Below are 15,385 nucleotides of genomic sequence, written 5' to 3' on the forward strand. Positions count from 1 at the left end.
CGCCTATGCGGCCTCCCGAACCGCATCGCGAATCCTGAATGGGAGATTAGGCTTTGCGCGGCGGAAAGACCATGGTTGCGGTGAGGCCCGGATGGTCTGCGTCGCTTTCATCCGTTGCGGAAAGCTCCAGCCGGCCGCCATGCAGTGCCATCACAGCCTCGACCAGAGACAAGCCAAGGCCTGTGCCCGGCTTCGAGCGGCTTTCGTCGAGCCGCACGAAACGTTTGACCGCCTCTTCGCGCTGTTCGGACGGGATACCCTGCCCGTTGTCCGCTACAGAAAGCCGGACGTCGCCGTCGCGCGTGGTAACCGATATGCGGATTTGCGGCTGTTCTGCGCCGTCTGCATATTTGATCGCATTGTCGAGCAGATTGAAGATTGCCTGTCCTATCAGTTCGCGGTTGCCGCGCACAGACAGGCCCGGCGCAATGGTGGAGACCAGCGAAAGCCCCGCTTCTTCGGCCACCGGCTCATAAAGCTCCACACTATCGGCAGCGACGGCTGAAATGTCCTGGTCGGACAATTCGGCCGCGATCGAACCTGCCTCTACGCGCGAAATCATCAAAAGTGCGTTGAAAGTCCGGATCAGCTGGTCGGATTCGGCAATGATACCTTCAAGAGCCACGCGCCGCTTCGCCGCGTCATCCTCATCAAGCGCTTCGGATGCCTTGTGCCGCAGCCTCGTCAGGGGTGTCTTCAGGTCGTGGGCGATATTATCGGAGACTTGCCTCAAGCCCTCGTTGAGCTTGCCGATGCGGCCCAGCATCTCGTTCAGACTGCCGGACAGCCGATCGAATTCATCGCCCGATCCGGAGACAGGAAGACGCTGCGAGAGGTCACCCGCCATGATCTTCTTGCTGGCGGCAGACACCCTGTCGATGCGCTTGAGCGCATTTCGACCGATGGCAAACCAGATGATCAGCGCACCGCCGCCCATGATGGCGAGCGCCACCATCAGGGCCTTGCGGACCAGCAATCTGAGACGGGCCGGTTCGCCCAGATCGCGTCCCACCAGAATATGCAGTCCATTGTCGAGTTTCAGCAGGAAGGCGACCGCAACATGACGCCGTTCATTGCCCGCGCCCGAATAACGCTCATAGCGGAATGGCTCGTTCGTCCAGCCCTCGCGGCCGAGAATGCCCGGCTGCACCGAGGCAACATTGCCGGCCAGGATTTCACCGCTGGGGCTGGCGATCACATAAAGGTTGGCGCCCGGTGCGCGGGCGCGTCGCTCCATGGTACTGAGCAAGAGGTTCATGCCGCCGCTCTTGTAGGCGCCGTCAACCTCGCGCACCTCTTGCAGCAAGCCTTCCTGGGTCTGCTGGGTCAGCACGCGTTCAGACAGTGCCGTCACATAGAAGACCAGAAATGCTGCGCAAAGCGCAAAGAGGATCATGTAGAGTGCCGACAGACGCACGGCAGTCGACTTGAACAGCATGGACAGGCGGTTCATGAAAAAATACGCTTACCCTTCGTCCTTGATCATATAGCCGGCACCGCGCACGGTCTTCAGCAGCGATGTCTCGAATTCCTTCTCGATCTTCGAGCGCAATCTCGACACATGGACATCGATGACATTGGTCTGGGGATCGAAGTGATAGTCCCAGACATGCTCCAGCAACATCGTGCGGGTGACAACCTGTCCGGCGTTCTTCATCAGATATTCGAGCAGGCGGAATTCCCGCGGCTGCAGCAGGATCTCCTTGCCGCCCCGACGCACCTCATGCGACAGGCGGTCAAGTTCCAGATCGCCGACCCGATAGACCATGTCCTGTTCCGGTTTGCCCTTGCGGCGTCCCAGCACTTCGACACGGGCCAGAAGCTCGGAAAATGCATAGGGCTTTGGCAGGTAATCGTCGCCGCCTGCCCGAAGGCCCGTGACGCGGTCATCCACCTGACCGAGCGCCGACAGGATCAGCACAGGCGTGTCGATTGACTTGCGCCTCAGTTCGCTGATGACCGACAAGCCGTCGCGGCGCGGCAACATGCGGTCAATCACCATCACGTCATAGCTGTTTTCCGTGGCCATGAACAAACCGCTTTCGCCGTCGCTGGCATGGTCGGCAACAATGCCGGCTTCGCGGAAGGCCTTGGTCATATAGGCTGCGGCTTCTAGATCGTCTTCAATTACCAGTATCTTCATGTGCGCGACCATATCGCCGGCTGTGCCCTTGGCACAATCGGAATCGCCCGAATTGGAAATTTGCTCGACCCGTTCCATCTCTCTTCACCTTTCCAACACAAAAAAGAGCGCCGGGCTGCTTATTGCTGCTCGGCGCTCTCGCGCTTTGACCCCTTAGGCCAATTAGCTGTTGTCGAGTGGCAGAGCGACGAAGCGGTTGCCGTTCTCCGTTTCGATCATCACCAGAACCTTGGTGCGACCTTCCTTCTTCACGGCGTCGATTGCCTTTTGCGCCTCTTCCACAGAGGAGACTTCCTTGTTGTTGACCGAGGTGATCTTCTCACCGGGCTTCACACCAAGATCGGCAGCATCCGAGTTGGGATCGACATTGGTGATCGTCAGTCCGGCGCCATCGTCTGAAGGCTGAACGTCAAGACCCAGATTGGCCAGAGCCTGCTCTGTTGCTGGCGCGGCATCCTCGTCGGAGCCGTTGCCGTCGGCCTTTGCCATCTGCTTGTCGGTCGGGAACTTGCCCAGTTCAACGGTCTTGGTCAGCGACTTGCCACCGCGCCACAGCGAGACTTCCACCTTGGTACCGGGTGCAAAGTTGGCGATTTTCTTGGCAAGGTCGCGATTGTCCTTCACCGTTTCGCCGTTCACGGCAACGATCACGTCACCCTGCTCGATACCGGCAGCCACACTCGGAGAGCCTTCCTGCGGCGCGACAACGATTGCACCGCTGGCTTCGGCAAGACCGAGGGATTCTGCGATATCCTTGGTCACAGGCTCGATCTGAACACCCAGCCAGCCACGATCGACGGTGCCCTTCTCGATCAATTCCTTGACTACATTCTTGGCCAGCGAGGCAGGGATCGCGAAGGCGATGCCGACGTTTCCGCCAGATGGAGAGAAGATCGCGGTATTGATGCCGATGACTTCGCCACTCAGGTTGAAGTCCGGACCGCCGGAATTGCCGCGGTTCACGGCGGCGTCGATCTGGATATAATCGTCATAAGGACCGGAGCCGATATCGCGGCCGCGGGCAGAGACGATGCCTGCGGTCACCGTTCCACCAAGGCCAAACGGGTTACCGACGGCCACGACCCAGTCGCCAATGCGGGCGCCGTCACCGTCGGCAAACTTCACATAGGTGAAGGTCTTCTTCGGCTGGTCGACCTTCAACACGGCGAGATCGGTGCGGCTGTCCTTGCCGATCAGCTTGGCCGGATATTCGGTGCCGTCCTTCATCACGACCGTGAAGGCAGCACCGTCGTCGACAACGTGATTATTGGTGACGATGTAGCCGTCTTCGGAGATGAAGAAGCCGGATCCTTGCGAGGTTGGGCGCAGCTTGCCCTTGCCATGCGGAGGCGGAGGCGGAGCCTTGCGGCCGCCGTTGTCGCCGGGCATGCCGAACTCACGGAAAAAGCGCTTCAGCGGATGATCGTCCGGGAGATTGTCCATTCCCTGACCGCCGAAACCGAAGGAGAAGGAGCCATCGTCGGATGCCGGCTGCACGTCCGTTTCAACACGAACGGAGACAACGGCTGGCGAAACCGCCTGAACCACGTCTGCAAAACTTGGCACCTGCGGCGCCTGTACGCTGACTGCATCGGCATAGGACGGGGTGACGAGAGCGGGAACGCCACCGGCCAGCATGACAGCTGCGAGACCAGCTGCAGTGGAGGCCTTCAGGAATTTGTCGAGAGGAGTGCGGGAAGTCTTCCGATTGAACATTGTTCGTACCTTCGTCAGTTGCTTTTGCGTTATCGCCCAAGTGCGGCGGGAAGCGGTGGATGACGAAGATATAGGGGTTGTCACCTTACAGTGAACTGTCCGCGACATGACAATTTGGTAATTTTTCCAGAAAGATAGTCAGGACTGGTCAGTGCCGTTTTCAGCCAGCAGGGTCTTCAGCCTTTGTTCTTCTTCCGCGGTCAGCTTCTCCGGTGCTGTGCCGGCCCGGTTGCGACCATAGGTAAACATGGCAATCGCGCCGATCAGGAACAACACAAGAGGTGCGCCCCACAAAAGATAGGTCTTGAGCGCCAGAGGCGGCTTCAACAAAACGAACTCGCCATAGCGCGAGACGATATAGCCGATCACGTCTTGATCGCTGTCGCCCTTGACGAGCCGTTCGCGCACCAGAAGGCGCAAATCCTTGGCAAGCTCGGCATTGGAATCGTCGATCGACTGGTTCTGGCACACGAGACAACGCAGCTGCATCGACAGATTGCGCGCCCGCTCCTCCAGCACCGGATCGGCAAGCACCTCATCCGGGTTGACGGCAAAGGCAGGCGCTGCAGAGAGCCCGAGAAGCACAACAAGAAATATAAGCTTCACGCTACGCGCAAACCCGAATGCCCCTGCGGCGATCATTCCGCCGCCTCCAGCCGTGCCGGCACCGCTTTCGCCCGCCGGTTCGGTGCACCGACACGCAGGCGACGGTCCGACAGCGAGACGAACCCGCCGACCATCATGATCACGGCACCGAACCAGATGAACAGGATATAGGGCTTCCACCAGATCCGCACGACAATGCCGCCATCATCCATCGGATCACCCAGCGATACGTAAAGCTGGCTTGGGCCAAAGGTGCGGATACCGGCTTCGGTGGTCGGCATCCTGCGCGCCGTATAAAGCCGCTTGGACGACCAGAAATCGCCCTTGTCGACACCGCCCTTGCGCAGCGTAAAATGGCCGCGATCCTCGGTGAAGTTGGGGCCGACGGCCTGCCGCATCCCGTCAAAGGTCACGCTGTAGCCGCCAGCCTCCGTGGTCATTCCGGGCTTCATTTCCACCACGGTTTCCGTGGCATAGGTGGTAACGGCCACAATGCCGAGCACCGTTACGCCAAGTCCCAGATGCCCGAGTGCCGCTCCATAGGCCGAGCGCGGCAGACCGGCGAAGCGGCGCCAGGCGACATTGAAGGCGAGTTTTCCGAAACCGGCGCGATACCAGAGGTCGGAACAGGCGCCGAAGACGAGGTAAAGCCCTGCCGCCATGCCGAAGACCGCCAGCACCGGGCCACCATGTTCGATGTAATAGATGACCAGTGACACGACGAAGGCCAGCGCGATTGCCACGTAAAGCCGCTGGAACGCGCCCAGCAGATCGCCGCGCTTCCACGCCAGAAGCGGTCCAAAGGGTACCGCCACCAGAAGCGGAAGCATCAAGAGGCCGAAGGTCAGGTTGAAGAAAGGGGGGCCAACGGAGATCTTGTCGCCCGTCAATGTCTCCAGAAGCAGCGGATAAAGCGTGCCGATCAGCACCGTTGCCGTTGCAACCGTCAGGATCAGGTTGTTGAGCACCAGCGCGCCCTCGCGCGAAATCGGGGCAAACAGACCGCCGGACTTCAACAATGGTGCGCGGAAAGCAAACAGGGCCAATGCGCCGCCGATAAACAGCATCAGGATACAGAGAATGAAGATACCGCGTGTCGGATCTGTCGCAAAGGCATGGACCGAGGTCAATACGCCCGAACGGACGAGGAATGTGCCGAGCAATGACAGCGAAAAGGTCAGGATCGCCAGCAGCACGGTCCAGATTTTCAACGCCTCGCGCTTTTCCATCACCAGCGCCGAATGCAGAAGTGCCGTACCGGCAAGCCATGGCATGAAGGATGCGTTTTCGACCGGGTCCCAGAACCACCAACCGCCCCAGCCGAGTTCGTAATAGGCCCAGTAAGACCCCATGGCGATGCCGGCGGTGAGGAAGGTCCAGGCAGCGAGCGTCCAGGGACGCACCCAGCGTGCCCAGGCCGCATCGATGCGGCCGTCGATCAGGGCGGCAATCGCAAACGAGAAGGATACGGAAAAACCGACATAGCCGAGATAGAGCAGCGGCGGATGGATCGCCAGACCGGCATCCTGCAGGATCGGGTTCAGGTCCTGGCCTTCGGCGGGTGCCGGGCTCAGCCGTATATACGGGTTGGAGGTCAACAGGATGAAGAGTGTGAAGGCCGTGGAAATCCATCCCTGAACGCCAAGCACATTGGCCTTCAGGCGATCGGGAAGGTTGGTGCCAAAGAAGGCCACCAGCGCGGAAAACAGCGACAGGATCAGCAGCCACAGCATCATGGAGCCTTCGTGATTGCCCCAGACCGCCGAGAATCGATAGATTGTCGGCATCAGCGAGTGCGAATTCTCCCACACGTTCTTCACCGAGAAATCGGAGACCAGATAGGCATGGGTCAGGACCGCGAAGGAAAACAGCACCAGCGCGAACTGGGCGACGGTTCCGGTTGTGGCAATCGCCATCAGCGCGCCATCGCCGCGCCGTGCGCCGATCATCGGCAAGACCGACAGAATGATGCTGGTCGCGAGCGCCAGAACCAGCGCGTAATGGCCCAGTTCGATGATCATTGCGTGGCCTTCTCTTTGCCTTCCCAGACGCCATCTTTCTTCAACCGGTCGGCGACTTCCTTGGGCATGTAGTTTTCATCATGCTTGGCAAGCACCGTATCGGCCACGAAGACATTGCCGTTTTCGAACGTGCCTTCGGTCACCACCCCCTGCCCCTCGCGAAACAGGTCGGGCAGAATGCCGGTATAGGTCACCGGGACCGTGTTCTTGCCATCGGTCACGGCAAAGGTGACCGTCGATCCTCCACCGCGCTTCACCGAGCCGTCTTCCACCAGCCCGCCGAGGCGAATGCGTGTTCCCGGGCCGACATGATTGGTCTGAAGGTCGGACGGCATGTAGAAATAGGCAACCGACTGGCCGAAGGCGAACATCACCAGCAGGACAGCGGCGAAAATAAAGCCCATGCCGCCAAGAATGACTGTGAGACGTTTCTGCTTGCGGGTCATTGCTTGACGTCCTCCACGGGAAGGCCCAGTTGACGGCCAAGGTCCGCCAGTTGCGCACCCTGCTTGCCATTCGCCGGAAATGTCTTGAAGGCGGCGTTCAAAGCGTCCACCGCGCGATCTGGTTCTTTGAGCATCGCATAGGAACGGACCAAACGCATCCAGCCTTCGAAATTGTCGGGATTTTCCTTCAGCTTGGCATCGAGGCTGTCGACCATGCCGCGGATCATCGCTGTGCGATCCTGCGCCGACATATCCTGGGCCGCGGCGATATCGGCCTCGCTCGGATTACCCGGTGCCTCGCCTTGTGCCGCAACAGGTCCTTTGCCGCTGACCACGGCAATATGCTGCTTCACCAGCGGCAACCAGGGCGCATCGGCGGGTGACTTTGCCGCAAGCGCCTCGAAGGCCGCCAGCGCCTCATCCTGCTTGCCAGCCTGTTCGAAGCCTAAAGCCAGATAGAATTCGGCGCGCGGATTGTCGGGTTGCTCCTTCAGCGCCGCCTCGAAGGCAGCACTCGCATCCGCCGTGACCACGCCGTCGTTTTCGGCGATGATCACCTCGCCCAGACCCGCATAGCGGGCAGCAGACGGGCCTGACAGACGGATGGCATTGCGATAGGCCATATCGGCATCGCCCATCCGTCCGCCCCTGAAATAGATCGGTGCCAGCACATCCCAACCGGCGCCATCTTCCGGGTTCTGCGCCAGATGCCGTTCCACCTTTGCCACAAGCAGGTCGATATTGTTGCCGGGGTTTTCCAACCGTGCCGCAAGCGGCTGGTCTTTGAGACCCGGACTTCCGGTCTCCAGATAGAAACCGAGCCCGATCAGCGGCAGACAGAGAAGAATGAAAATCTGGGCCATGCGGTGGCGTCCCGTCCGCACCGGTGCCTCGGCACCTTTTCCGGCAACGGCCAGAAGCCGCCGTCCGATTTCGGCACGGGCATATTCCGCCTGCTCAGCGGAGATCAGCCCTTGCGCCTTGTCACGCTCGAGCTCGCGCAACTGATCGCGATAAACGGCTTCCTCTCCGGCCCGATCCACATCGATGGCAGGCGCAGATGCCCGCCATAGCGGATACAAAAGAAGGACGGCGACCGCAAAGGTCAGGACGGCGGTGATAATCCAGAACAACATGGAGCCCAATTACTGCAACAGCCGCTGCTTTCCAATCGCTAAACAGGCGGTCACGCGCTTTTGAGGCGTTTGGCCGCAAGAGGATGGCTACACCTGCTCTGGTCGAGCGGCCTTGACTTATGTCAAGGGCGTCCAGCTGCCGTTCTTGTTGCGGCAGGCGGCACCACGCGCTTCGACTTCGCGGCCGTTGGTATTGATTTTGTGGGTATATTGCCGACAGTTCTGCGCGCCCACCTGATAGGGCGCTGCGGCAACCACCTGACCGCTCACATTGCTGCCAGCCCATGCCACCGGCTGGCCACCCGGAGCCGCCTCAAGCGCCCGATATTCCGCTTCCAGTGCGCGCTCGCGATCGTCTTTGGACAGCTGCACACCGCTGCGGGCAACAATTCCGCCGTTCAGCGACGTGATGAACACGGTCGAACTATTGGAGGAAGACGACAGGAAAGACCCCGTCCCCTTGCCGCCGGAAGAGGTCGTACAGCCAGCCAGAGACGCAAATGCGACGATGATGACGATGGAGCGTGTTCTGTAAGCGCTTCGCATGCGGCCTTTCCGAATCTTGCCTGAACAATCGAATATAAGGTTTATCATGTCCAGTCGCCGATTTGGGGGATATCTTGGATCAGGAGAGCAGTCCTTGAAGACTGTGATCAATTGCGCACAGCGTCGCGGCTGACGGCCGGAAGGATCAGCCGAGCCTTCAAGCCCCCGGTAGACGCCCGCGACAGCCCGAAATCGCCCTGATATTCGCCGGCGATTTCCTTGACGATAGACAGCCCGAGACCCGTGCCAGGCTTGGATTCGTCAAGCCTGCGGCCACGTTTCATGGCTTCTGCGATCTGCCCATCCTCCAGGCCCGGCCCATCGTCCTCGACGACCAGTTCCACCCATTGACGACGGGCGGGATCGCTACCGGCCACACTGTCCGCCGCAAGACGTGCATCCACCCGTATTTTTTCCTTGGCAAATCGTGCGGCATTTTCCAGAAGATTGCCGACCGTCTCTTCCAGATCCTGCTGCTCCATGGCCAGTACCAGCGCTGGCTGCATGGTCAGATCGAACTCGATCTGCGGATTCAACCGCCGCATCACGCGCACCAGGCGTTCCAGAACGGGCTCCACCTCGCAGCGCGCCAGAACAGAGTCGCGCTGGGCGGCAATCCGCGCGCGGTTGAGATAGGAGGTCACCTGCGCCTGCATGGCTTCGGCCTGGTTGATTACCAGTGCCCCTTGCGCCTTGGGCAGCGCGCGCGCCTCGTTCAGCAGCACGGCAATCGGTGTTTTCAGGGAATGGGCGAGATTGCCAACCTGCATTCGCGCGCGCTCGACAATGCGGCGGTTGCTTTCGATCAGCGCGTTCACCTCGTTGACCAGAGGCAGGATTTCGCGCGGAAAATTTCCCTCCAGCGCTTCGGCCTCGCCGCCGCGGATACTCTCCAGCGCACGTCGCGCCCTGTCGAGCGGTTTCAACCCGTAAAGAATGGCGCCGGCATTCAGCAGCAATCCACCGATGCCGAAAATGCTCAGTGCGATGTAAAGCCTGTGGGAAAAGGCGGCGATATCCTCCTCGACGACGGTCAGGTTGCCGGCAACGCGAAACCGTGCCGCATGCCCGTCACCATCGAGAACCACTTCGGTTTCAGCCACTTTCAAGTGATTGCCGACGTGATCGTCAACCTGGTAAAACCGCTCGTAGCTGTTGTTGAAGGGAATTTCGGCAACGCTTGGCACCGGCAGCGTATTGCTTCCCAGGGATATCGAGGTCAGCCGCACGGAGCCGAATGTGCCCAATGGCTCGACAATCCAGTACCAGCCCGTCGATGGCTGCGAAAACCTGAGGTCGCCGAGTTCGGGATTACCGGCCAGATTGCCGTCTGCGCCGATCGAGACGGAATTGATGACATTGTAGAGCTGGGCGTTGAGCACGCTGGTAAAGGCACGTTCCGCGCCCTGCCGGTAAAGCGCCGAAATTACCAGCGCAATCGTCACCAGCGCCACGGCCGACCAGATGGTCGCCAGCAACAAGACCCGTTCTGTGAGGGATCTAATTCGCACGCGCGTCGCCCGGCGCCTGCATGCGGTAACCCAGGCCGCGCACGGTCTCGATCATGTCGACACCGAGCTTCTTGCGCAAGCGTCCGACAAAGACCTCGATCGTGTTGGAATCCCGGTCGAAATCCTGATCGTACATGTGTTCCACCAGTTCGGTGCGCGAGACCACTTCGCCCATGTGATGCATCAGATAAGAGAGCAGCCTGAATTCATGGGAGGTCAGCTTGAGCGTCGTTCCAGACACGGTCGCCTTGGATGCCTTGGTATCCAGACGCACCGGTCCGCAAACGATCTCGGACGAGGCATGGCCGGCGGCCCGGCGGATCAGGGCGCGAATGCGTGCCAGCACTTCCTCGACATGAAACGGCTTCGTCACATAGTCGTCGGCACCGGCATCGATACCGGACACCTTGTCGCTCCAGCGATCGCGTGCCGTGAGAATCAGCACCGGCATGTCCTTGCCAGCGCCCCGCCATTTTTCCAGAACCGTAATGCCGTCCATTTCGGGCAGGCCGATATCGAGGATCACCGCATCGTAAGGCTCGGTATCGCCGAGAAAGTGTCCCTCCTCGCCGTCGAGCGCGGTATCCACCACATATCCTGCCTCCTGCAGCGCCTCGACGAGTTGCCGGTTCAGATCGGCATCGTCTTCCACCACCAAAATGCGCATTCCGTGCTTCCTCATTCGTTCTTGTTCTTATGGATGACGCACCGCGCTCATGTCGGCGCATCATCGCTTGTTACTGCGGAACCTTCACGGTCACCTTGCGGGGGCGTTCATTGCCGTTTCCAGGCACCAGAACGGTCACCACGCAATTGCCGCCCGAGGGCTTGGCCGACAAGAGTTGACCACCCGTCTGGGCCACAACCCGTGAGGCGGCGGCCGAACAATCCGCGGCGACATAGGTGACGTGTCCATCAAGTTGCGCCGGCACGGAGATGCCGGACAATGCGCCCGCCAGCGCCGCTATGATCAGAGGAGATGCCATCGATTTAATTCCACCGCTTGTCTTGTTTGGCGGATTTTTAACCGATGACGTCTGAATGGCAAATGAATGCACGCATTCACAAACCGTTTAATGGCCAGCGATGCCCGATTTTGCCGAAATACGGCCATAGATCGCCAGCAATCCACCGATTGAGCCTGCAATCGTCACGGCCATATCGGCCAACTGCCCCTGGGCTTCGGCATCCACCTCAAGCCCGCCATATCTCAACAGCGGTGCGGCCACCGCCAGCAACCCGCCCCAAACCGTCTTTGACTGATACCATGGCTTCATCGTCAACATCGCGTTCTCCTTTGCTGGATGTTGTGGAAATTTTACGTCGGTTAGCCCTGCCTCTCGTCTCCGCGTTCGCGCCGGCGGTAAAGAAGGCATTGCCATGGGCAAGAGGGGCAATCTCCGACGAATCAGACAGGCAGATCCGCCTCAGCCGGCAACCCTTCGGCCACCTTACGGCCAAGCTGGCGCACCCGCACCGAGCGCGTCGTCGGCACCGCGCCAAAATCCGCAATCGCATCCGACTGGGCATAGACATAGGCCGGTTGAGACACATGCACGCTGCGCACCACCGCTTCTCCATCCAGCAGGTCCAGCCGGTAGCCTTCCTCTTCCTCATCGAGCGGAATGTCGGCGGCCATCCAGTCATCGGCGTCCAGCCGCCCCCGCCGCACCCATGTGATTCGGATATCGCCATCGCTCTGTCGCCGTGCTTGCAGATGAACCGGTGCCAGCGGCGTTGCCGCCCGCAGGCCTCCGGCAAAGGCAATCGCCTCAGTCGCTGCGCCACTGCCTGTTGCCGGTTCCGCGATCCAGTTGAGCAACAGCCCCGCCTCATCGGTTGCGAGCCCCACCGGCACTACCGCCTCGTTCAACAGCACGACGGATGCGCCTGAAACAGCCCCGGCCGTCATGCAATCCTCGGTGCCCGCCAATCCGCGAAGCAGGTTCGACAGCCGCCAGCGCCCGGTGGCGATTTCTTCCGCTTGCGCAAAGGCCAGCACTTCCCACCCGCCATTTTCCGACTGAACCGCCATACGGTTTGTCCCGTTCAGGACAGACAGCCTGGGCGCGGACGACAGCGCACCGAAATCAAGTCCGACATCCAGCGACTGTGAGCGATCGAAGCGACCGGACACGCCAGTGCCGAGGTCCGCCATCAATGTGCCCGTCACCGCGGGACGTTCCACCACCGTGCGCAGGCGATAGCCGTCTTCTACCGGAGAAGACGACAAGGCGATGCGTCGCCACGGCTTTGCCAGTGCAGCCACCCGGGCGAAATCGGCCTCGGTCCCTGCCCCGTCGAGGCGCGGTAAATCCATCAGATGCACGAGCGGTGCAAAGCCCGCACTCGGATTGCCCCCCGGCAGGCGCCCTTCGTCCGTCGGCACCACATTTGCGGAACTGCCGGTCCCCAGCCGGCGCAAATGAAGTCGGCGGGCGGCTCCGTCTTCGATGCGTGTCACGATGAAGCGCGTCCCCGGCCCTTGCGTCAGCCGCAACACGTCGCCCGGCGTGACATCCAGCCGGTTGGGTGACAGCGCATATTCCAGCGTGTGGCGCGATAGCCGGTGATCGCGCAGCAGACCTTCCGCGGCCAAGAGCGCTGTTTCCTCGGGAATCACCGCCGCCAGTTCACGGGTCAGTTCCCGGCGGGTGGCCACTTCCAGTCGTCTCGACCGTGCGCTGGCCTCGCCATAATCGCTTGCCTCATCGAAGAAGGTCAGAACGGCTTCGGCAGCAAAATCACCGTCATGACCGCGTGTCTCGCGCCAATGCGGTTCATCCTTCAGGTCCGCCAGCACCGCCACATCGGCTGCCGGCAGGCTTGCCTTGTCCCTGGAGCGAAAGACCAGCCGCCCGCCATCTTCGATCACGTCGAGCGCAAATACCTCCACCAGCGGTTCGATCAGCGCGCGCGCCGAGGTGACCTGCCCCTGCATGTATCCGGTCAGGTCGCCGGAGACCTGCGACACGTCGAAATCGGTAAAGCCGTGATCGGTCAGGATCGCGGCAATCACATCGGCAAGCGTGCCTGCACCCAGCCGCGCGTTCAGCCAATGTCCCGTTCGCCAGTTTCCGCCATCGTTCCAGATATCGCTGCGAAACGGAAAGGCCGGATAGGGGCGCGCATCCCAGCACCACAGAAACAGCCGCTCCGGATCGACCATCCCGTCTGGCGCATCGCCGCTCTGCCAATGGCGATGATGGGCTTCCAGAAACCGGCGTTGCGTGCTGTCGGACCGCCCGCCACCGGAAAAATAGGGCATCGCGCTTTCCGAGGATTTCGGGTCCGCAAAGACATTCGGCTGGTTGGAGCCCTTGTCCACTGCCGGGCATCCCAGTTCGGTGAGCCAGACCGGCTTCATCCCCGCGGTCCAGGCCGTCGGGCTCGGCTTTTCCACCCCGCCCTCACGCTCATAGTGGCGATTGCCCCACCAGTTTTCGATATCCTTGTAGCGGAACACCCAGGGCTTGCCCGCCAGTCCGTCGGCGATTTGGGAACGGTTCCGGCTCTCCCGGTCTGCACCGGAGGCGTAATACCAGTCAAAGCCCTCGCCACCGGTGATCTGCCCTTCGAGCCCCACCGGATCATCGCCAACGCGAAAGCCGTCCGGACTGGCCGAGGCCCGGTCCTCGTCGCGCCAGTCGGCAAGCGGCATGTAGTTGTCGATCCCCACGGCATCGATGGCAGAACTTGCCCACAGCGGATCGAGATGGAAGAACACGTCGCCCGAGCCATCCTGCGGGTGATAGCCGAAATATTCGCTCCAGTCGGCGCCATAGGTGATACTCGTTCCAGCACCGAGGATTGCCCTGACATCACCGGCCAGATCGATCAGCTGCTCGACAAAGGGAAATGCATTGGCCGCGTCCCTCACGGTCGTCAGCCCGCGCAATTCCGATCCCAGCAGGAAACCGTCTATGCCGCCCGCAGCCTTGGCCAGCAAGGCGTAGTGCAGCACGAGCCGCCGATAGCCTTCATCCGGGCCGTCATAGCGCACGCGCGTGCCATTGATGACGAAATCATCCGTCTCCGCCGATCCGCAAAAGGCATTGATCTGGCTTCGCGCCGCCGCACTCCGGTCCGCGGTTGCCGGTTGGCCGATGGCAGGATGGCAGGTCACGCGCCCGCGCCAGGGATAGGCCGGTTGTGCCGCCTCTCCATATGGATCGGTCAGGTCGTTGCCATAGGCGATGTCCATCATCAGGAAGGGATAGAGGACCACCTTCAGCCCGCGCGCCTTCAGGTCCCTGATGGCCTCCACCACGCTTGCGTCATCCGGGGTGCCGCCAAAGGCAGGACCGCCCTGATGATGGCTGATCAGATGCGCACCCGCCCGACCGATCCCCGCCACAGACCAGGCACGGCTTTCGCCCTGCCGTGCGGCCACTTCCACGCCCGGCACAATCCGGCAATTGCCGGCGCGTAAATCGGTGCCGAACCAGGTCACGACAAGCGCCACGGTTTCGAGATTCGGACAGACCGCCTGCAATTCGTCGATGGAGGCTTGCCAGTCGGTGGCCGCCATCAAGCCGTTTCGGTTCAAGATGCGAATGCTGCCGGCCCCGGTCTTTTCGCTGACCGGCGTTGTCGCATAGCCATGCTCGGTCGCACCGGGGATCACCACCATGGCCCGCGCCTGGCGCTCCAGCGTCCCCACCGGCCGCATCACCTCGAACTGCATCACCGGTATGCGGTTACCGAAATCGCCAAGCGGCAGGTGCTCGATTACCACATAGGCCAGACCGCGATAGGCGGGTGCCTTGCCCGCCCCCTGCTTGGCTTCGATCAGCGGATCGGGTTGCTGGTTTTCGGAACCGTCATGAAAGCGCAGCTCGATGCCGGTCAGATCCACCTCGCGCCCGTCGAACCAGGCACGGCGAATGCCGGCCACCGGCCCTTCGCAAAGTCCCACCGCCATATTGCCGTAATAGTGGAAGCTTCTGACCTTGGCGCCGCCGGTCGATTTGCCGCCGCTGCGCTCGGTGGTCACCTCCTCCTCGAACCGCGTTGCCCAGATCAGCGTGCCACCGATGCGCGCGGAGCCGTAGACCCGGTTGATCGCGGTTCCTTCGCTGGCGCCCGGTATCCGCGCCGTGGCAAGCCTTGCGCCGGACATCGTGCGGCTATCGGAAAAGATTGCGCGGTCGACGGCACTGCCAACCAGTGCCCCTGCGGCCCGTCCGACAATCGTGCCAATGGGGCCGAAGGCGCTGCCAATGGCTGCGCCGACCGCCTGAAAAACGATGGTCGCCAT

General features: G+C 61.2%; 13 protein-coding genes. All 13 read right to left on the minus strand.

What is annotated here, in order from left to right; genetic code table 11:
* Window positions 1-46: 46 nt before the first annotated feature.
* Entirely contained in the window at window positions 47-1,453 is a 1,407-nt protein-coding gene (locus tag ACWPM9_RS14685; RefSeq protein ID WP_484755597.1) for a sensor histidine kinase, read from the minus strand.
* A gap of 12 nt (window positions 1,454-1,465) precedes the next feature.
* Window positions 1,466-2,221 (minus strand): response regulator transcription factor, encoded by a 756-nt coding sequence (locus tag ACWPM9_RS14690; RefSeq protein ID WP_428185349.1) that lies wholly within the window; start codon window positions 2,219-2,221, stop codon window positions 1,466-1,468.
* Between the two features lie 84 nt (window positions 2,222-2,305).
* Window positions 2,306-3,859, minus strand: a complete 1,554-nt coding sequence (locus ACWPM9_RS14695; RefSeq protein WP_484755598.1) for a Do family serine endopeptidase — start codon at window positions 3,857-3,859, stop codon at window positions 2,306-2,308.
* A 138-nt stretch (window positions 3,860-3,997) separates the two neighbouring features.
* A complete protein-coding gene (locus ACWPM9_RS14700; RefSeq protein ID WP_428185351.1) occupies window positions 3,998-4,501 on the minus strand; it encodes a cytochrome c-type biogenesis protein in 504 nt (167 codons plus the stop codon).
* Window positions 4,498-6,486, minus strand: a complete 1,989-nt coding sequence (locus ACWPM9_RS14705) for a heme lyase CcmF/NrfE family subunit (RefSeq protein WP_484755599.1) — start codon at window positions 6,484-6,486, stop codon at window positions 4,498-4,500. The genes ACWPM9_RS14700 and ACWPM9_RS14705 overlap by 4 nt, the downstream gene beginning before the upstream one ends.
* On the minus strand, window positions 6,483-6,932 hold the full coding sequence (ccmE, locus tag ACWPM9_RS14710) for a cytochrome c maturation protein CcmE (RefSeq protein ID WP_484755600.1): 450 nt from the start codon (window positions 6,930-6,932) through the stop codon (window positions 6,483-6,485). Before ccmE ends, ACWPM9_RS14705 begins: the two co-directional genes overlap by 4 nt.
* The gene (ccmI, locus tag ACWPM9_RS14715; protein ID WP_484755601.1) at window positions 6,929-8,068 is read right to left on the minus strand and encodes a c-type cytochrome biogenesis protein CcmI; all 1,140 of its coding nucleotides are present in this window, start codon (window positions 8,066-8,068) and stop codon (window positions 6,929-6,931) included. The genes ccmE and ccmI overlap by 4 nt, the downstream gene beginning before the upstream one ends.
* Window positions 8,069-8,185: 117 nt before the next feature.
* Complete coding sequence (locus ACWPM9_RS14720; protein ID WP_428185355.1) at window positions 8,186-8,614, minus strand: hypothetical protein; 429 nt, start codon at window positions 8,612-8,614, stop codon at window positions 8,186-8,188.
* A gap of 107 nt (window positions 8,615-8,721) precedes the next feature.
* Window positions 8,722-10,125, minus strand: coding sequence for an ATP-binding protein (locus tag ACWPM9_RS14725; protein WP_484755602.1), 1,404 nt, complete (start codon window positions 10,123-10,125; stop codon window positions 8,722-8,724).
* On the minus strand, window positions 10,115-10,792 hold the full coding sequence (locus ACWPM9_RS14730; RefSeq protein ID WP_428185357.1) for a response regulator transcription factor: 678 nt from the start codon (window positions 10,790-10,792) through the stop codon (window positions 10,115-10,117). Before ACWPM9_RS14730 ends, ACWPM9_RS14725 begins: the two co-directional genes overlap by 11 nt.
* Before the next feature lie 70 nt (window positions 10,793-10,862).
* A complete protein-coding gene (locus tag ACWPM9_RS14735) occupies window positions 10,863-11,111 on the minus strand; it encodes a hypothetical protein (protein WP_484755603.1) in 249 nt (82 codons plus the stop codon).
* 87 nt (window positions 11,112-11,198) lie between these two features.
* On the minus strand, window positions 11,199-11,411 hold the full coding sequence (locus ACWPM9_RS14740) for a hypothetical protein (protein WP_428185359.1): 213 nt from the start codon (window positions 11,409-11,411) through the stop codon (window positions 11,199-11,201).
* A gap of 122 nt (window positions 11,412-11,533) precedes the next feature.
* Entirely contained in the window at window positions 11,534-15,385 is a 3,852-nt protein-coding gene (locus tag ACWPM9_RS14745; RefSeq protein ID WP_484757659.1) for a baseplate multidomain protein megatron, read from the minus strand.

This window comes from Agrobacterium sp. H141 (assembly GCF_057158725.1).